Genomic DNA, 18,122 nt, shown 5'->3' with positions numbered 1-18,122 from the left:
CAGACAATTAACTATTGACGAAAAGTTGAAAACCACTAGAATGCGCCTCCGTAGTAACGATACTTTCTGAGTATCGATGGTATGCGAAGGTGGCGGAATTGGTAGACGCGCTAGCTTCAGGTGTTAGTGTCCTTAGGATGTGGGGGTTCGAGTCCCCCCCCTCGCACCAATATTCTTAACCTTCCCCGAATTATCCCATCAGCTTTAGATTCAACGTCATCAGCATTATCCCACTGATCAACGCAACGCACGATGGCAGCAGAATAAAGTGGCGCAATTGACGGTGCCAAATCATCAATGCCGACAATAATAGCCCGACCGTCACCAGCCCACGCCAGGCATCTGCCGACAGATCGGCAAATCCCAGAACAGCAATCAGTACGCCAGGAAGCAGCACTCCCCATCCACTGCCTAAAGTTCGCTGTAACATGCCTCACCCCAAGACGATAATGATAACCAATATCATATGATAATATTTATCATTTGTCATGTTATGACAATCAGGATGACCGGTTCTTTACGTTCGCGCTAATGACATACATTCGTGAAGGTGATAAATTACACGAGCAACAGCAATACATTAAATCACCTGATAATTTAACAAAAACCTTACTCGAAATATTGTTTTTTAACGTTCTTTCTTTGCAGCCATCATTTTGAAATTTATGGCTAATAGCGACACGTTCAATATGACTGCACAATCCTGGCAAAAGCATTACGAAAAAAAATATCAATATTCCTTACGGCTATTTTTGCTGTTGAATTTCATTTCTGCGCTTTTTGCGTTGGCTAGCCCATTGTTTATCAGCACCCGATTCACACTGCCCTGCACCCTGATAGTGCTGCTGAGCACTGCCTTAATGCTTTGGCACTGGAAGTACTCACAACGCAAAATTAATATTTCTTTTATTTCTCTGATATTTGGTGTGTTGTGGGCATGGCACGTCGCAGATAAAGCCCTGTTACAAGCGCCACCGCAATTTAACTTTTTGGTTATTGCCTTATTAAGTATATTGTTTATTGGCACTATCGCCTTTCCCAATAATATCATTGCGTTTACGCTACACACTTTACCCACGTTTATCGTTAGTCTGGTTTTTGCCGAAACCGCACAATGGCCCCGGATGTTTTACTGTTTTGCCCTCCCTATCGCCGGCATTACGCTACAGAATATGATTCAAAAACGTAGCGATACTTTTACCCAGGGGCTGATGGATAAACTGCTGCAGGAACGTAACACGCTGAACGATCTCAGTATGTTGGATCCCCTCACTGGCTTATATAACCGGCGTGGCTTACAAAACCGACTGGATGCCATGCTGGCAGCAAACGACATGCGCCATCACGTATTGCTGCTGGATATCGACCACTTTAAGGCCTATAACGACCACTATGGGCATATGATGGGCGATCAGGCGCTGATTCAGGTCTCTGCAGCCATTCGCAATGCTGTGCGCTCACGTGACATCGTGGCCCGTTTTGGCGGAGAGGAATTTATGGTCCTGTTGACTGACAGCACCGCAGAGACTGCCTCACTGGCCGCAGAGCGTATTCGCCAGCAGGTCTATGATTTAAAAATCCCGCACATGTTCAATGAAAGCGTCGCCACCAACGTCACCATAAGCATCGGGATGACCCCGTTGATTGATGCGGATATCGATAGCGCACTGAAGAGAGCCGATACCGCGCTGTACGAAGCGAAAAGCCTCGGACGCAACATTATTCTCGCCAGCTAATCCCAGCTCAGGTCCGGCAAATACGGCGCAGACAAACCGCTTGCCATCATCCAGACAACTAACTAGTATTACTAATCATTATCATTTAGATTAATATCTGGCAATCTGATGGCATACCGTTCCCTTTCATTCAGCAATGAGATCATCTGGCAGGCGCCGTTCCGCCAGGCTGAATGCGCATTGGCGAATGCCATTCGGGAAAAAATCACCGCCCTACGCCCCCATTTGCTGGATTTTCTCCGCCTGGACGAAGAAGCGCCACATCACGCGCTAACGCTGGCTGAGTGGTCAACTCCCGGCGCGCTCAGCTCGCTGCTGGCGACCTGGTCCGATCATATTTACCGCCATCAACCAACACTCCCGCGCGAGCAGAAGCCTCTGCTGTCACTATGGGCACAATGGTATATCGGTTTACTGGTGCCGCCGTTGATGCTGGCGCTGCTTACAGAAAAAACCGCTATCAGCCTGATGCCGGAATACTTCCGCGTGGAGTTTCACGAAACCGGCCGGGCCGCCTGCTTCTGGATTGACGTGCATGCCGAACCGGCCTGCAGAATAGATTCTCCGCAGGCCCGGATGGAAATGCTGATCGTCCGCGCTCTGCAGCCGGTGGTGCAGGCGCTGGAAGCGACCGGCAATATCAATGGCAAGCTTATCTGGAGCAATACCGGCTATCTGATTAACTGGTATCTCGGTGAGATGAAAACGCTGTTGGGGGATGAGCAGGTTGCCGCCCTTCGCCAGCACTGCTTCTTTGAAAAGCAGTTTTCTGACGGCCAGGACAACCCGCTGTGGCGGACGGTGATCTTACGAGAAGGATTACTGGTGCGGCGAACCTGCTGCCAACGTAACCGCCTGCCAGACGTTCAGCAGTGCGGAGACTGCACGTTAAAATAATCCCGATGCGGCGGGCGGCAACAGTGCCGCCCGCCTGCTTTATTACGCAGTCTGTTGGCTCTCTTGCGCCACGCGTTCCGCTTCTTCAGCTTCCTGCGCTAACAGCTGTTTCTCATAGACCTTGAAGAACGGGAAGTAGATAATCGCCGAGACACAGGCCAGGAGCACCACCAGTATCGCCGCCCGGAAATCCCATCCCAGCGCCCACGCGCCGCCAATCGGTGCCGGAGCCGTCCACGGTACCACTGAAATTACCCGCCCAATCAGATCGAGCTTCATTGCCGCCCAGGCCAGCACAGCGTTGACCATCGGCGCCAGCAGGAACGGAATAAAGAACACCGGGTTCATGACGATAGGCGTCCCGAAAATAACCGGTTCGTTAATGTTAAAGAGGCTGGGTACCACACTCAGACGACCGATAGATCGCAGGTGCGCCGAACGACTGCGCAGGTAGCAGAAGACCAGGCCCATAGTGGCACCAGACCCCCCGATGACAATGAAGAATGTCCAGAACGCCTCCATAAAGATATGCGGAAGCGGCGCGCCTTGTGCCAGCGCCTGTTGGTTCATCCCGAGATTTGTTAACCAGAACATCTGCAGCATGCCAGAAACAATGGCCGCTCCGTGGATCCCGGCGAACCACAGCAGGTGGCCAATCAGCACCGCCAGTAAAATTGCCGGCAATGAATCTGCTGCGGACACCAGCGGTTTAAAGATAGCCATGATGGCCTGCGGGATCAGCATGTCAAAGTGATGCTGAATAAACAGGCTCAGCGGATACAGCGTCAGTACCACCACCAGCACCGGAATCAGCAGGTCGAAAGAGTTTTTGATCATCGGCGGCACCTGATCCGGCAGGCGTATACCGATATTATGTGCCTTCAGGAAGCGCATCATTTCAACGCAGTAGACCGCCACCAGGATCGCCGTAAAGATCCCCGTGCCGCCAAGGCTATCGACCGGAAGGTTACCATTGGTTTTTGGCGCCGCCACCAGCAGGAATGCCATGATTGACAACATGCTGCACATGAAAGGATCGAGCTGATTAGATTTTTCATAGTGCTTGCCGAGGTTATAGGAGATGGCAGCACAAATGTAGATAGACATAATGCCCATCGTCATATCGAACGGCGTCAGAATACGCCCTTCAAACTCTTTCGCTAAATCCAGCCAGGCGCGCGCAAATCCCCAGGTGGTATCTGGCGAAAATGGCGGATAAGCAAACACCAGCAGGAACGAGCCGACGATCATAAACGGCATCGCCGAGATGAAGCCGTCACGAATCGCCATCACGTGACGCTGCGATGAGATCCGCCCGGCAACAGGGCTAATATAATTTTCTACAAAGCGAAATATCAGATTAAACGCAGCATGGTTAGCAGACATAGCAGCCCTCCTGACAGGCTTTAGACACAGGCCCAACAACGATTATCCTGCCGTGGTGATGAAATATGTTCTGTGAACGGATCCCCACTGCGGCCATCTCATTGGCTATACTGTTCAGATCAGCACGATTCATACACGGCTCTTTTGTTATAAGTGATACAGGGTAGTTACCCGTTCAGTATTCATCTGAGTGACGATAACAGCAACCGGTTACAGTAACCGGTTACGGTGATTGTGAAGAAGATCCAGAAATTGGAATAATTCCGGATTACCCATCGACAATATTTACACTCCGCCAGGCTTGTGACAGATTGACACGGACATGAATCAGGAGATCCCCATGAGTCTGCAGTCCGTGCGGCAGTTTTTTGCCAGCCATGCCCCCGATATCGAAATCATCGAGCTCAATCAAAGTACCGCAACCGTCGCCCTCGCTGCCGCAGCACATCGCGTTGAGCCTGGCCAAATTGCGAAGACCCTCTCTTTAAAAGTGAAAGAGCAGGTGATTCTGGTGGTCGCCAGCGGTGATGCCCGGCTGGATAACAAGAAGCTGAAGGAAACGTTCGGCGCGAAAGCACGTATGCTCAGCAGTGATGAAGTGGTCATGCTTACCGGGCACCCGGTCGGCGGTGTCTGCCCTTTCGGGCTGGAAAACCCGCTGGTGATCTATTGCGATATTTCGCTGAAGCAGTACCCGGAAGTGTTACCGGCGGCCGGCGCCATTCATAGCGCGGTTCGCATTTCTCCTGACAGAATGGCCCAATTGACGGATGCTACCTGGGTTGACGTCTGTCAGTAGAATGTTGCCCTCCGGCTACGCGACAATGGCATGCGTGATGGTTGTTCTGTCCGGCACGAGGCTCATCAAAATATCGCCCGCGCCGATCAGACCAAGATCGGAGCTGATCCCCAGCTTGGTCATCGCGTTGCACTTGTGGGCGCGAATGGTTTTGATATTGCGATCCAGCTGCAGCGCGATTTCCGGCAAGGAGTAACCATAAGTCATATAGCAGAGAATGCTATGCTCGGTTGGGCTCAGGATTTGATGCACTACAATCTGGCTAATGAGCGGCTGGTCCAGCGGTTGAGCTTGTCGGCGCAGCAGCAGGAATAATTCTTGCTGCAATATCTCACGACGCGTCATTTTATTGATAATCCCGTGCAGGCAGGAAGGCGTCAGTTTCTTGATGAGGTTAGCTTCCCCATTGTCCTTCGCCAAAATAATTCGCCGGACTTCAGGATGAGAATAAGCAATATCACGCAGGTAAAGCAGACTATCAACCCGAAGCCAGCGCTGACCCGAAAGTGAAAAAATAACCGCGGCCATATCCCGGAAGTGTAAAGTGCGTCTTAATGACTGAACATCTTTAAAAAAATGAACACAATATTGTTCGGTGCTGCACTCGTTCAGTATATGACGAAGCCCTATTGCCGTCATCGTACAGGGTTCTACCACTGCGATGCAGCGTGCTGTGTTCCGTTGTCCCATTCCGACTACTCTCCATAAGCTGAGTGTACATTCAGCTCTTTCATTCCTTGTGTGCTATTAATCCAGGCGTACATTTGCGCATTGCTGCATAAAGATAAACGCCGCATTGCGCTATTCTTTTGCGCGCTAATGGTCTTATTACTTTTCTTCAGCAATGAGGCAATCTGATTAATTCCCCAGCCTTTTGCCAGCAATCGGAGCACCTTACGCTCCGAGAAGGTCAAAACCCTCAGCTTCTCATGGCTAATGGTAAAATCTCTCGCACCTACTGCAACCACCGGGTGTACAGGCATCACACCCGGCTCTACCCCCGCACTGACGGCTTCCCGGATGCAGAGCACTTCACCCAGACGTGTCACTGGCTCACTGTCGGAAATACAGGTACTTTCAGGTCCGACAAATAATGTTTCGGCATAGGGAGAACAGGAACGACCAACCATATAGACCCAGTGAATATCTTTAAAACGAACCATTAGAGAACAATAGTTCCGACATATTTCCTGCGGCCGCTCTATTTCGCCAGATAAATCAACAATAATCACCTTTGCCAGATTCACCGGAAGCTGCATGAGTGTCTCCAGCGAATAACAATGGCTGAAGATATAATGAGGAAGGTACTCGTTAGTAATTGTATTTAATCCGGATTGCATCACCGGCATTTTGCTGATGATAATGCCGTACTTACCCTGTCCTGGTAACATAAATCCTCCATGTTTTGTAGAAGATTCACGCTGGCATAAAACAGATGGGCACCTTGCAACCATAATTTATTTGCCAGGTGAATTCTTTATCACCCCTGGCGAACGTCGGCCTTACGCTCAGATACATCCTTTTCTATAGGGAATCGCAAATATATTTTTGGCCTTAACAACAAATGACACTAGCATAAATTACGGTCAACAATAAATTAGAATAAATGAAAACACTTATTAGAAATAAAAAATCCGCGTCACACTATCTGACTTTATTTAATTTCACTCCTGAATGTTTTTGGTGAGACGCCGCTATAGCGACGGAAAAAACGAGAAAAATAAGTTACATCAGAAAAACCTAGATAATCAGAAAGTTGCGTTATCGTCATAGTGGTATATTGCAGATTCCGCCGCGCTTCCAGCATCAATCGCTGGTGTAAAACGCTCAACGCGCTACTGCCATGAAATTCACGGCACAAATAATTAAGATGGGTCGCCGATAGCCCGACCAGCCGGGCATACTCCGCCAGCGGCAGATGTTCGCGATAATGGCTTTCAATAAGACGCGAAAAATGGCGCATGACGCTGCGCTTTCGTTCCGCTTTCCCTTCCGCAACCGGCGTCGGCAGGCACTGCCGGTTCAGCCACACCAGCAGCGTGCCCAGCAGGGAATGCAGCATCATTTCCCGGGCGTCCCGCTCTTCGCAATACTCTTCACGCAACGCGGTAAACAGCGCACGCACATGCCCGCGGGATTGTTTAACGGGGACACATTGCGGCTGGCTGAGGACATCAAGCTGGCGGCCAAACTGGCTTTCAAGCCGGCTGAGCAACGGCAGCGCCAGCGATAACACATAGCCCTGAGTGCCTGGCGAAAAACGAAAACCATGGACGCACAGTGCAGGCACCACCTGAATACAGGCGTCGGTCATCACCGTTATCGTCCCTTCGATTTCGATTTCAGCCCGGCCCTTATGCAGGTACAGCAGTTGCACCATCCCGGCATGCTGATGCATCCGGATATGCCACTCATACAGGCTGCTGCGCTGCAAAATCGACTCACAGTGCAATAGGTCAGGCGTAGGCCAGTCGCGCTCTTCGCCATACAAGGTAAAAACGGGAACGGTATTCGCAACCTGCATGGCAACTCCTGCTGTCTTCAACGCTATGCCACGCGCTCCATCGGCAGACCGACATAGTTTTCCGCAATGGTGGTCAACCCGGCGCGCGAGCCCAGATAATAGCGGCGATCCGCCGCCTGCATTTTTTTATCGAACTCACTCTGCTGCGGGAAGTCATGCAGCAGACGGGTCATAAACCAGCTGAATCGCTCACCTTTCCACACCCGGTCAAGGGCAAAGCGCGAGTAGCTCTCCAGCAGGTCGGCACGACCACGATGGTAATATTCACGCAGGATCCGCCACAGATAATTGACGTCCGAAGCGGCCAGATTCAGTCCTTTCGCCCCGGTGGGCGGTACGATATGCGCCGCATCCCCGACCAGGAACAGCCGCCCGTATTGCATCGGTTCAACCACATAACTGCGCAGCGGAGCGATACTCTTCTCTAGTGAGTGACCAGTCACTAACTTGCCAGCCAGCTCGTCCGGCAGGCGACACTTAAGCTCTTCCCAGAAACGTTCGTCCGACCACGCGTCCACCTTGTCACTCAGCGGTACCTGCAAATAGTAGCGGCTGCGTGTTAGTGAGCGCTGACTACAAAGCACAAACCCGCGCTCATGGTGCGCATAAATCAGTTCCGGGTTCACCGGGGGGGTATCCGCCAGCAGCCCCAGCCAGCCAAAGGGCCAGACGCTTTCGTACTCTTTGAGGATCTCGCGCGGAATGCTCTGGCGCGACACGCCGTGAAAGCCATCGCAACCGGCAATAAAATCACACTCGAGCCGGCAGGTCTCGCCACCGCTGACAAACGTGACTGACGGCCGGTCACTCTTCGCCTCTTCAATGACCACGTCGTTGACGCCATAAATAATCGGTGCTCCGCTGTCCGCACGCGCCGCCATTAAATCCCGGGTCACTTCGGTCTGGCCGTAGACCATCACGCTTTTCCCCCCGGTCAGCTCGCTCAGGGCAACCGGCACCCGCTGCCCCTCAAACAAAAACTCCACCCCATGATGCACCAGGCCTTCCGCATCCATTCGCTGTGATACGCCAGCTTCGCGCAGCAATTCGACGGTCCCGCTTTCGAGGATCCCGGCGCGGATACGCCCCAGCACGTATTCAGGCGTTTGCCGCTCGAGGATAACCGTACGGATGCCGGCAAGATGCAGTAATTGACCCAACAGCAGCCCGGAGGGGCCAGCGCCAATAATCGCGACTTGTGTTTTCATAGGGTTGTCTCACTCTCAGGTGGTTAATTATTTGTTTGTTTTTTGTTTAATAAAAGTTCCTTGCTGCATTTTTGATAACTCAGACGCGAAAAAGAAGGCCATAATTCGTTCAAAAATTGCACTTTCCAACAGTTTTGCGAAAGTGTGGCAGCGCTCAACTTTCATTTCGTCCACCCATGGCGTCTTTTTGCACATTGTTTGATCCCGTCCCCCCCAGATACCACGGGAGTCCAGGTTAAAGTATCGACAAACACTTTGGGATTGGACGTGGGGAACAGCGGGTACTTATGCAAGCAGATCGGGTAGTTCAGCGCGCTATTACGCGGTTGTGCATTCAGTGTGGGCTTTTCTTATTGCAGCACGGCGCCGAAAGCGCCCTGGTGGAGGAACTTTCAACTCGCCTGGGGCGGGCACTGGGTATGGACAGCGTCGAAAGCGCCATCTCCTCGAATGCCATTGTGCTCACGACAATTAAAGATGGCGAATGCCTGACCTCCACGCGTAAGAATGTCGATCGCGGTATCAATATGCACGTGGTGACGGAAGTGCAGCATATTGTGATTATGGCTGAACATAAGCTGCTGGATTATAAAGACGTAGAGAAGCGCTTTGCGCAGATCAAACCGCTGCGCTACCCGCGTTGGCTGGTAGTGCTGATGGTTGGCTTATCCTGCGCCTGCTTCTGCAAGTTAAATAAAGGCGGCTGGGACGGCGCGCTGGTGACCTTCTGTGCCAGCACTGTCGCGATGTATATTCGCCAGCTCCTGACCCACCGCTCGATGCACCCGCAGATTAACTTCTGCATTACGGCGTTTGTCGCTACCACCATTTCCGGGCTGATGCTGCGTCTGCCGGCGTTTACCGCCACCTCAACGGTCGCAATGGCCGCCAGCGTCCTGCTACTGGTCCCCGGCTTTCCCTTAATCAACGCCGTGGCGGATATGTTTAAAGGGCACATCAATACCGGCCTGGCGCGCTGGGCGCTTGCCAGCTTGTTGACGCTGGCCACCTGTATTGGCGTCGTGATGGCGATGACCATGTGGGGGCTGCGAGGATGGGTATAATGACGTATGTTTTTGCACTGCTGCAGGATATAGCGTTATCCGCTATTCCGGCGGCCGGCTTTGCGATGGTGTTTAACGTCCCGCAGCGCGCGCTGCGCTGGTGTGCGCTGCTCGGCGCCATCGGCCACAGCTCACGTATGGTCATGATGGATGTCGGGTTCAATATTGAGTGGGCAACGTTTCTCGCCGCGCTGCTAGTTGGCAGCATCGGTATTCAATGGTCCCGCTGGTATCTGGCGCATCCGAAGATTTTCACCGTCGCGGCAGTGATCCCGATGTTCCCCGGTATCTCAGCCTACACCGCGATGATCTCGGCGGTAAAAATCAGCCACTTTGGCTACTCCGATGAGCTGATGATCATGCTGCTGAGCAATTTCCTGAAGGCCTCTTCTATTGTCGGTGCTCTCTCCATTGGACTTTCTATCCCGGGCCTCTGGTTGTACCGTAAGCGCCCGCGGGTATAGCACAGAGATTTGGCTGAACCCTGTGCTACTATAGCCAATAGATTTCGATTTTTTTTACTGCGGCGCCGATCGGCTTACTGGACTAAGCGATGCCGTCCACCGGGCGCCGCCGGTCAAAAACAACTGTAAAGACAATCGGTTTAACCCCCTCTATAGCCGAACTAATTCGAGTTGCAGAAAAGCCAACGCTCATGCAACTTGAAGTATGACGGGTGTATATGTTGTTCAGAGTTGAGATAGCATTATGTCTTCGCGAATGTTAACCACCGATTTTAGCGGCCTGGATGATTTCATCCAGGACCCTGCGGCCGTACTCGCAAAATCGGCCAGCGGCGCCGTCGCCGTTTTTGCCAACAATGCCCCGGCGTTCTATGCGCTGACGCCGGAACGTCTGGCTCAGTTGCTTGAGCTGGAAGCAAAGCTGGCACGTCCCGGCAGCGATGTGGCGCTGGATACCCAGTTTTTTGATGAGCCCGCCGCCGCGCCAACCGCCATTCCCATGGGGAAATTCGCCATGTATGCAGACTGGCAGCCGGATGCGGATTTTCAGCGCCTCGCTGCGCTCTGGGGCATCGCCCTCAGCCAGCCGGTTACCCCGGAAGAGCTGGCGGCGTTCGTCGCTTACTGGCAAGCAGAAGGCAAAGTCTTTCATCATGTGCAATGGCAGCAAAAGCTGGCGCGCAGCGTCCAAATCGGCCGGGCCAGCAACGGCGGCCAGCCGCGACGCGATGTGAATACGGTTAGTGAACCGGATAGCCATATTCCACGAGGTTTCAGAGGATGAGCATGAAAAACGTTGGCGACCTGATGAAGCGTCTGCAAAAAATGATGCCGGCCCATGTCGAACCGGCGTTTAAAACCGGCGAAGAACTGCTGGCCTGGCAAAAGGAGCAGGGTAAGCTGCGTTCTGAGGCGCTGGAGCGCGAAAACCGCGCCATGAAGATGCAGCGTACGTTTAACCGTTCCGGCATCCGGCCACTGCATCAGAACTGTTCGTTTGAGAACTACCGGGTTGAGTGCGAAGGCCAGATGAACGCCCTGTCCCGGGCGCGTCAGTACGTCGAAGAGTTCGATGGCAATATCGCCAGCTTTATCTTTTCCGGCAAGCCGGGCACCGGTAAGAACCACCTTGCCGCAGCCATTTGTAATGAACTACTGCTGCGCGGGAAGTCGGTGTTAATCATTACCGTCGCCGATATTATGTCAGCCATGAAAGACACCTTCGGCAACCGGGAGGTCAGCGAAGAGCAACTGCTGAGCGACTTGAGCAAGGTCGATCTACTGGTCATTGATGAGATCGGCATGCAGACAGAATCGCGTTACGAGAAGGTGATCATTAATCAGATTGTCGACCGCCGTTCCTCCTCGAAACGCCCGACCGGCATGCTCACCAACAGCAACATGGAAGAGATGAACAAGCTGCTCGGCGAACGCGTCATGGACCGCATGCGTCTCGGTAATAGCCTGTGGGTTATTTTCAACTGGGACAGCTATCGTCATCGTGTTACCGGTAAAGAGTATTAAGATATTTCCGAGCCCGGGCGGGGTTATACTACAAGGATGCTTAAGTAACTATGACGAGTACACTCATGAAATCTGCTCAATATTTGATTCGCACTACCTTGATTGCCGGTGTTTTTCTTAGCGCCGGCGTCCATGCTGCCTCCTGGCAGGATTCCCTTTCCAGCGCGGCCAGCCAGCTAAGCAGCCAGGGCAACACCCAGCAGAGTGGCGGTATGTCGGTCTCCTCCCTGACCAGTCTGCTGAGCAACGGCAACCAGTCCCTGACCTCCAGCAGCATGAATAATGCCGCCGGGATTTTGTCCTATTGCGCGAAGCAGAAGCTGTCTTCGGTGACCAACACTGAAAACGTCAAAAACCAGGTGCTGGATAAACTGGGCCTCAGCACCCCGGAAAAACAGAAAGAGGACACCAGCTACCTTGACGGTTTGCAGGGGCTTCTGAGCAGCAACAGCGGCCAGAAACTGGATCTCAACAGCCTCGGTAATAGTTCGATGGCTGAGAAAGTGAAAACCAAAGCCTGCGATCTGGTCTTAAAACAGGGTGTTAGCTTCCTCTCCTGATCCCCACCTCAGAGGCCGCGTTTAATGCCTTAGGGCCGACAACGCGGCCGCAGTCGCGATTTTCACCCTTTTTCGTTCCGCCTCCCCCTGCAACACAGGGTGAGTCATTATCCCGGAATGACCATTTCTAAACCAATTCTGAACCACAGCACACTTTCATGACTCTACAATTGCAGCGATATGGCACTGCAATTACAGTGTACCGTGGAAAGTGATCTCTCCTGCCGGTTTTCAACAGGTACCATTTAGAGGGTGTACGTACTGTGTCAGAGTTGTTATCCATCGCCTTGTTTCTCACTTCGGTGGTGATCTATGCCTTAAAAGCGGGTCGCAATACCTGGTGGTTTGCCGCCACGTTGACGGTATTGGGTCTGTTTGTGGTGCTCAACATCACCCTCTACGCCAGCGACTATTTCACCGGCGATGGGATCAATGACGCGGTCCTCTATACCCTGACCAACAGCCTGACCGGCGCGGGCGTCAGCAAATATATTCTTCCCGGCGTCGGGCTTGTCGCGGCGCTGGTCGCCGTCTTTAGCACCTTAGGCTGGGTGCTGCGCCGTCGTCGTCATCACCCACACCACTTTGGCTACAGCCTGCTGGCACTGGTTCTGGCGCTGGCCTCCGTTGATGCCAGCCCGGCATTCCGCCAGATCAGCGAACTGGTTAAATCTCAATCCCGCGATGGCGATCCCGACTTTGCCGCCTATTACAAAGAGCCGGCGAAAAGCATTGCCGATCCGAAGCTGAACCTGGTCTACATCTACGGGGAAAGCCTCGAACGCACCTATTTCGATAACGACGCCTTCCCTGACCTGACGCCGGAGCTGGGCAAACTCAAAAACGAAGGCCTCGACTTCAGCAACACCACTCAGCTTCCGGGTACCGATTACACCATCGCCGGCATGGTGGCGTCGCAGTGCGGCATTCCACTGTTTGCGCCGTTTGAAGGCAACGCGTCGGCTTCGGTCTCCAGCTTCTTCCCGCAGAATATCTGCCTCGGCGATATTCTGAAAAACTCCGGCTATGAAAACTATTTCGTGCAGGGCGCTAACCTGCGCTTTGCCGGGAAAGACGTGTTTCTGAAATCGCACGGTTTTGACCATCTCTACGGCGCCGAAGAGCTGAAAACCACGGTGGCGGATCCGACTTACCGCAATGACTGGGGCTTCTACGATGACACCGTTCTCGATGAAACCTGGAAAAAATTCGAACAGCTTTCCCAGTCCGGCAAACGCTTCTCGCTCTTTGCGCTGACAGTCGATACGCATCACCCGGACGGCTTTATCTCCCGCACCTGCCAGCGTAAAAGCTATGAGATGGGCGGGAAAAAGAACCTCTCCTTTAGCGCCGTTACCTGCAGCCAGGAGCATATCGCCGCGCTGATCGACAAGATCAAAGCCTCACCCTATTTTAAAAACACGGTGATCGTGGTCTCTTCCGACCACCTGGCAATGAAAAACTCCGCCTGGGACTATCTCAACAAACAGGACCGCAGCAACCTGTTCTTTATTCTGCGTGGCGACCAGCCGCAGCAGGATACGCTGGCCGTTAAGCGCAACACCATGGACAACGGCGCCACGGTGCTGGACATCCTCGGCGGCGATAACTTTATCGGCCTGGGCCGCAGCAGCCTGTCCGGGCAGTCGCTGTCCGGCATCTTCATGAATATGAAAGAGAAAGTGCTAGCGTGGAAGCCGGATGTCATCCGTCTGTGGAATTTCCCGAAAGAGATGAAAAACTTTACCGTCGATGCCCAGAAGAACATGATCTCGTTCTCCGGTAGCCACTTCCGCCTGCCGTTGCTGCTGCGGGTGTCTGATAAACGTGTCGAGCCGCTGCCAGAGAGCGAATATTCCGCCCCGCTGCGCTTCCAGCTGGCAGATTTCGCTCCGCGCGATAATTTCGTCTGGGTCGACCGCTGCTACAAAATGGGCCAGCTGTGGTCGCCAGAGCTGGCGCTCTCAACCGACTGGTGCGTCTCACAGGGCCAGCTAGGCGGCGAGCAAACCGTGCAGCATGTCGATAAACCTCAGTGGCAGGGCAAAACGGCCTTCAAAGATACGGTAATCGATATGCAGCGCTATCAGGGCAACGTCGATACGCTGAAGATTGTCGATAACGATATTCGCTACAAAGCGGACAGCTTTGTCTTTAACGTTGCCGGCGCCCCGGAAGAGGTCAAACAGTTCAGCGGCATCTCTCGCCCGGAATCGTGGGGCCGCTGGTCCAACGCCCAGCTGGGCAGCGAAGTGAAAATTGAATTTAAGCAGCCGTTACCGGAAAAATTCGATCTGGTGATCACCGCCAAGGCCTACGGGCCGAACGCCAATAAACCGATCCCGGTGCGCGTCGGCAACAGCGAACAAACGCTGACCCTGGCCAACGATGTCTCCACCACCACGCTGCATTTCGACAACCCGTCGCGCAGCGATACGCTGATTATCGTGCCGCCGGACCCGCAATCCACTAACGAGGGCAATATCCTCGGCCATTCGCCGCGTCAGTTGGGAATTGGGATGGTGGATATCAAAGTGGTGAAAAGCGACGGTTAAGCTCAGCGCCGATAACCGCGCTCACGACGCTGCTGACGATCATGCTCGCAGCGTCACGCTCATTTCATATTGCTTCAGCGTCAAAGTCGCATATCCTGCGGCGTTGAACAGTGGCGTAAAAGATTCCGGGATGGTCACCGTGGTACTTATTCCAGGATATTGTCGCGCCAGCGTGGTGAGCATTTCCCGCCCAAGCCCGCGGCCTCGAGCAGCGGGCTCGACCCACAAGAACTGCAGCTGCGGTTTATGATTCAGGGTCGCCAGCACAACAAAGGCCTGTTGATGTAACGCCAGCGTCCGACACGGCAGCGTGGCGAAGGTCAGCGGATCCATCAGCCACGGTAGCCGACCGTTGACCTCGGCGCCGGCTTTACGGATCAGCGTCAGGCCATCACACACCGTCAGCCCCGCCGCACTCTCATTCTGCGGCTGGGTGCTGACAAAGCCGCATAGCCCGTGGCGCACCGTAAACCCCAGCGCCTGGTACAGCGCCACCGCCGCCAGGTTGTCGCGGATCACTTCCAGCCACATCCGCCGCACGTCCTGCTCCCGCAGCGAAGCCATCAGCGGCGTCATCAACTGGCGGCCCACTCCTTTTCCACGATACGCAGGCCGCACCGCAAATGCCGCTAATCTGGCCTCATCACCACGCCGGGAAATCACCGCCATTGCCGCCGGCACATCGCCGTCCAGCCAGACACAGGAATCCAGCAGGCTCATGCCTTCGGCGCTAAAACGCTGAACAAATATCTCCACCGACAGGGTGACGGGGACCAGATAATCCTCAAAACAATCGCTGAGAATGGCTGCCAGCCGGTCGATACTGAACCGGGTGGCAGGAACGGCGATGAGCTCCATACATTGCTCCTGAACGCGGTGATGTTGAACAGATGAAAGCCAATACTATAATCGCCACAACGACATTTCGCCTCGCTCAGGAGAGCGATATTGTGCGGCTGCCAGCCATTGAGCGTTCCGCTCCATGTGGCTCATCCTGCACGCCTTCCCCGCCAGTACTGCGTTTATTGGCTGAATATGGTACAAAGTATCATCCTGAATTTTCCGCCTGGTACCTGCGATGGCCTACTCGATAGATATCATCTCCTGCATCACCGATCGCTTTCTCGAGCTGACCGTCAGCGAAAAGCGTATTGCCCAGTTTATCCTCGATGATGTCGCCGCGGCGGCAGAATTGCCGATCGCCGAAATCGCCCGTTTAACCGGGACCAGCCAGGCATCCGTAACCCGCTTTGCCCGTGCGTTAGGGTGTAAGGATGTCCGCGAGCTTAAGATGAAGCTGGCGCAGTCCCTGGCGGTCGGCCAGCGTTTTATTCTCGATGTACCGGATCTGGAAGGCGTGCAGGGCATTTACGAGTCGATCATCGGCGTACTGGAAACCAACCGCCGGGCGCTGGATATTGAGGCGTTAAAGCGAGCCGTCTCCTGGCTCAGCGACGCGCGGCAAATTCTGGCTATCGGCATGGGAGGCGGTTCAACTATCTGCGCCCAGGAGATCCAGTATCGCCTGTTCCGCCTGGGTCTGCCGGTTGTCAGCCAGAACGACGGCCTGCTGGTACGGATGATGAGCTCTGCCGTGACGCCCAAAGATGTGGTGATTGTGCTGTCGCTCGGCGGGTATACCAAAGAGATGATTGAGAGCGCGGCTATCGCCCGGCAGTATGGCGCGAAGGTTATCGCGATTACCCCGGCAGAAACCCCGCTGGCGGAACAGGCCGACCTGGTACTGCCGCTGCTGGTGCGCGAAAACGACTATATTTTCAAACCCAGCACCTCGCGCTATGCCATGCTGGCGATGGTGGATGTGCTGGCCACCGAACTGGCGATGGCCAACAAACCGCAGGCGAAAGATCGGCTGCGCCGCATCAAGCTGGCGCTGGACAGCCACCGCGGTGGCGTCGACCGCCAGCCCTTAGGCGATTAACCGAGGCTGGCGGCGATAAAGCGTCCGGCCTGCTCGCGGGTACGATCCAGCGATTGCCCGGCGCGATACAGATCGCTGCCCAGCCCTGCTCCGGCGCACCCTGCCTGTACCCAGCAGTCCAGGTTCTCCGGCGTCACGCCACCGACCGCCAGCACCGGCACTTCCGGCGGCAACACCGCCTTCAGCGCGCGAATGTAATCCGGCCCGAAGCTGGATGAAGGGAAAATCTTCAGCCACTGCGCCCCGGCATCCAGGGCAGTAAACGCCTCTGTCGCGGTGGCGCATCCGGCGCAAACCAACATGCCCTGCGCCACCGCCCGACGGATCACCGCCGGCTGCGTATTCGGCGTTACAACCAGTTTCGCGCCGGCCTCAGCCAGCACATCCACCTGCCCGACATTCAGTACCGTGCCTGCGCCAATCATCGCCTGCGCTCCAAACTGCTGCACCATCTGTGGAATACTCTGCTGCCAGTCCGGTGAATTAAGCGGGATTTCAATATACCGAAAGCCAGCGTTAATCAGCGTATCCACATGTTCCGCGGCTTCTATGGGACGGATACCGCGCAAGATCGCGACCAGTTTAAGCCTGTTCATTCATTATCCTCGCTATACCGTGTAAAAATGCCTCATCGCCCAGACAGCCGTTAACCTTTACTCCCCGGGCTGCCAGTGCCTGTCGGTAGCGTCCGCTCAGCGCCGGTTCCCCCACCAGGGTGACCTGCGTCGCACGATAGCGCTCGCTGAACGTCGCCACCTCAGAGCCAATCAACAGCCCTGAAAGATAGTCACTGACCGATGTCGGCGGCAGAACGCCCAACACCCGCGCCGCACGGGCGCCGAACAGGTTAGCCACCAGAGACGGCATCGCCATGCCTTTTTCCAGCCCCAGCGTAAACGCCGACTCATCGGGCTGCTGGTCGGGTAGCTGTTTGCCAATCAGCGACTGGCTGAGCAGCAGATGGTGCAGCTCCCCGGTCATCGCGGTAGAAAAATGACGTACCACCCCACCTTCAACCTGCACCCATTTACAGTGCGTGCCGGGCATGACGTAGCACGCCGCCGGAGCCATCTGCGATGCGCCAAGCAGCTGTGTCTCTTCGCCGCGCATCACGTTGCAATCACCGGCCTGCTCAACCTTCAGACCGGGAACAATCCACACTCTGTCAGCCACGGCCGTCAGTTGGCGCCCCGGCGCATCAAGCGCCGCCGGGCAGGCCAGATAAGGCACCGACTGCCAGCCGGCATCGCTGCCCACCATGCCGGCCATCACGACCGGCAGCGCCGTGTCGCCACGCCACGGCGCCAGATACTGGTGAAACACCGCCTCCGGCGTTTGCCCGTTCAGACGCGCAATCCCGAGCGGGTGCTGCAGGGTCTCCACACATTTCCCATCACGAATCAACCAGCCGCGGAGCTGTGTCGAACCCCAGTCGACGGCAATATAACTGTGCATGATGCTCC

General features: G+C 54.5%; 19 protein-coding genes and 1 tRNA gene. 11 read left to right on the top strand and 9 right to left on the bottom strand.

All coding sequences use genetic code 11. From position 1 onward, the window contains the following. Window positions 1-83: 83 nt before the first annotated feature. Window positions 84-169: transfer RNA gene (locus tag ACMYSO_RS17310), tRNA-Leu, on the top strand. Window positions 170-190: 21 nt separating this feature from the next. Here ACMYSO_RS17310 and ACMYSO_RS17305 read toward each other — a convergent pair. Continuing rightward, window positions 191-430 (bottom strand): DUF1435 domain-containing protein, encoded by a 240-nt coding sequence (locus ACMYSO_RS17305; protein ID WP_434586444.1) that lies wholly within the window; start codon window positions 428-430, stop codon window positions 191-193. Window positions 431-689: 259 nt separating this feature from the next. Between ACMYSO_RS17305 and ACMYSO_RS17300 the strand changes: the two genes are divergently transcribed. Both ACMYSO_RS17300 and fhuF read left to right on the top strand, forming a co-directional pair. Next, on the top strand, window positions 690-1,736 hold the full coding sequence (locus tag ACMYSO_RS17300) for a GGDEF domain-containing protein (RefSeq protein ID WP_434666281.1): 1,047 nt from the start codon (window positions 690-692) through the stop codon (window positions 1,734-1,736). Between the two features lie 108 nt (window positions 1,737-1,844). Then, window positions 1,845-2,633 (top strand): siderophore-iron reductase FhuF, encoded by a 789-nt coding sequence (gene fhuF, locus ACMYSO_RS17295; RefSeq protein WP_434666279.1) that lies wholly within the window; start codon window positions 1,845-1,847, stop codon window positions 2,631-2,633. Window positions 2,634-2,675: 42 nt separating this feature from the next. Here fhuF and ACMYSO_RS17290 read toward each other — a convergent pair whose 3' ends face one another. Continuing rightward, window positions 2,676-4,019: a PTS sugar transporter subunit IIC gene (locus ACMYSO_RS17290; protein ID WP_434666277.1), complete on the bottom strand. Its 1,344-nt coding sequence runs from the start codon at window positions 4,017-4,019 to the stop codon at window positions 2,676-2,678. 340 nt (window positions 4,020-4,359) lie between these two features. On the opposite strand from ACMYSO_RS17290, the gene ACMYSO_RS17285 reads away from it, so the two are divergent. Then, a complete protein-coding gene (locus ACMYSO_RS17285) occupies window positions 4,360-4,818 on the top strand; it encodes a YbaK/EbsC family protein (RefSeq protein ID WP_434586447.1) in 459 nt (152 codons plus the stop codon). Window positions 4,819-4,833: 15 nt separating this feature from the next. On the opposite strand, the gene bglJ is transcribed toward ACMYSO_RS17285, so the two are convergent. The 4 genes from bglJ to pobA all read right to left on the bottom strand — a co-directional run bounded on the left by bglJ (window position 4,834) and on the right by pobA (window position 8,550). Continuing rightward, window positions 4,834-5,457, bottom strand: coding sequence for a DNA-binding transcriptional activator BglJ (gene bglJ, locus ACMYSO_RS17280; protein ID WP_434670829.1), 624 nt, complete (start codon window positions 5,455-5,457; stop codon window positions 4,834-4,836). Window positions 5,458-5,513: 56 nt separating this feature from the next. After that, the gene (locus ACMYSO_RS17275) at window positions 5,514-6,209 is read right to left on the bottom strand and encodes a helix-turn-helix domain-containing protein (protein ID WP_434666274.1); all 696 of its coding nucleotides are present in this window, start codon (window positions 6,207-6,209) and stop codon (window positions 5,514-5,516) included. Window positions 6,210-6,472: 263 nt separating this feature from the next. Further along, window positions 6,473-7,342 carry a helix-turn-helix domain-containing protein gene (locus ACMYSO_RS17270; protein ID WP_434666272.1) on the bottom strand — a complete coding sequence of 290 codons (870 nt, stop codon included), beginning with the start codon at window positions 7,340-7,342 and terminating at the stop codon, window positions 6,473-6,475. A gap of 23 nt (window positions 7,343-7,365) precedes the next feature. Then, window positions 7,366-8,550 (bottom strand): 4-hydroxybenzoate 3-monooxygenase, encoded by a 1,185-nt coding sequence (gene pobA / locus ACMYSO_RS17265; protein ID WP_434666270.1) that lies wholly within the window; start codon window positions 8,548-8,550, stop codon window positions 7,366-7,368. Window positions 8,551-8,837: 287 nt separating this feature from the next. Here pobA and ACMYSO_RS17260 point away from each other — a divergent pair, with 287 nt between their 5' ends. The 6 genes from ACMYSO_RS17260 (at window position 8,838) to opgB (ending at window position 14,717) form a co-directional block, all read left to right on the top strand. Further along, on the top strand, window positions 8,838-9,614 hold the full coding sequence (locus tag ACMYSO_RS17260) for a threonine/serine ThrE exporter family protein (RefSeq protein WP_434666268.1): 777 nt from the start codon (window positions 8,838-8,840) through the stop codon (window positions 9,612-9,614). After that, window positions 9,605-10,078: a threonine/serine exporter gene (locus tag ACMYSO_RS17255; RefSeq protein WP_434666266.1), complete on the top strand. Its 474-nt coding sequence runs from the start codon at window positions 9,605-9,607 to the stop codon at window positions 10,076-10,078. The genes ACMYSO_RS17260 and ACMYSO_RS17255 overlap by 10 nt, the downstream gene beginning before the upstream one ends. Window positions 10,079-10,322: 244 nt before the next feature. After that, entirely contained in the window at window positions 10,323-10,862 is a 540-nt protein-coding gene (gene dnaT, locus ACMYSO_RS17250) for a primosomal protein DnaT (RefSeq protein ID WP_154144450.1), read from the top strand. A gap of 2 nt (window positions 10,863-10,864) precedes the next feature. Beyond that, complete coding sequence (gene dnaC, locus ACMYSO_RS17245) at window positions 10,865-11,602, top strand: DNA replication protein DnaC (RefSeq protein ID WP_123757626.1); 738 nt, start codon at window positions 10,865-10,867, stop codon at window positions 11,600-11,602. Between the two features lie 65 nt (window positions 11,603-11,667). Then, window positions 11,668-12,162 carry a DUF2501 domain-containing protein gene (locus ACMYSO_RS17240; protein WP_434666263.1) on the top strand — a complete coding sequence of 165 codons (495 nt, stop codon included), beginning with the start codon at window positions 11,668-11,670 and terminating at the stop codon, window positions 12,160-12,162. Between the two features lie 263 nt (window positions 12,163-12,425). Next, window positions 12,426-14,717, top strand: a complete 2,292-nt coding sequence (opgB, locus tag ACMYSO_RS17235) for a phosphatidylglycerol--membrane-oligosaccharide glycerophosphotransferase (RefSeq protein WP_434666262.1) — start codon at window positions 12,426-12,428, stop codon at window positions 14,715-14,717. Window positions 14,718-14,756: 39 nt separating this feature from the next. On the opposite strand, the gene ACMYSO_RS17230 is transcribed toward opgB, so the two are convergent. Continuing rightward, window positions 14,757-15,575 (bottom strand): GNAT family N-acetyltransferase, encoded by an 819-nt coding sequence (locus ACMYSO_RS17230; RefSeq protein ID WP_434666260.1) that lies wholly within the window; start codon window positions 15,573-15,575, stop codon window positions 14,757-14,759. A gap of 220 nt (window positions 15,576-15,795) precedes the next feature. Here ACMYSO_RS17230 and ACMYSO_RS17225 point away from each other — a divergent pair, with 220 nt between their 5' ends. Continuing rightward, window positions 15,796-16,659: a MurR/RpiR family transcriptional regulator gene (locus ACMYSO_RS17225; RefSeq protein ID WP_123757630.1), complete on the top strand. Its 864-nt coding sequence runs from the start codon at window positions 15,796-15,798 to the stop codon at window positions 16,657-16,659. Here the strand turns inward: ACMYSO_RS17225 and ACMYSO_RS17220 are convergent. Together ACMYSO_RS17220 and ACMYSO_RS17215 are read right to left on the bottom strand one after the other, a co-directional pair. Beyond that, the gene (locus ACMYSO_RS17220) at window positions 16,656-17,255 is read right to left on the bottom strand and encodes a 2-dehydro-3-deoxy-6-phosphogalactonate aldolase (RefSeq protein WP_434666259.1); all 600 of its coding nucleotides are present in this window, start codon (window positions 17,253-17,255) and stop codon (window positions 16,656-16,658) included. The genes ACMYSO_RS17225 and ACMYSO_RS17220 overlap by 4 nt on opposite strands. After that, window positions 17,242-18,114, bottom strand: a complete 873-nt coding sequence (locus tag ACMYSO_RS17215) for a 2-dehydro-3-deoxygalactonokinase (protein ID WP_434666256.1) — start codon at window positions 18,112-18,114, stop codon at window positions 17,242-17,244. The genes ACMYSO_RS17220 and ACMYSO_RS17215 overlap by 14 nt, the downstream gene beginning before the upstream one ends. Window positions 18,115-18,122: the final 8 nt, after the last annotated feature.

It is taken from the genome of Klebsiella sp. B345 (assembly GCF_051131735.1).
Lineage (GTDB): Bacteria > Pseudomonadota > Gammaproteobacteria > Enterobacterales > Enterobacteriaceae > Klebsiella.
This window is presented reverse-complemented; position numbering and strand designations above follow the sequence as displayed.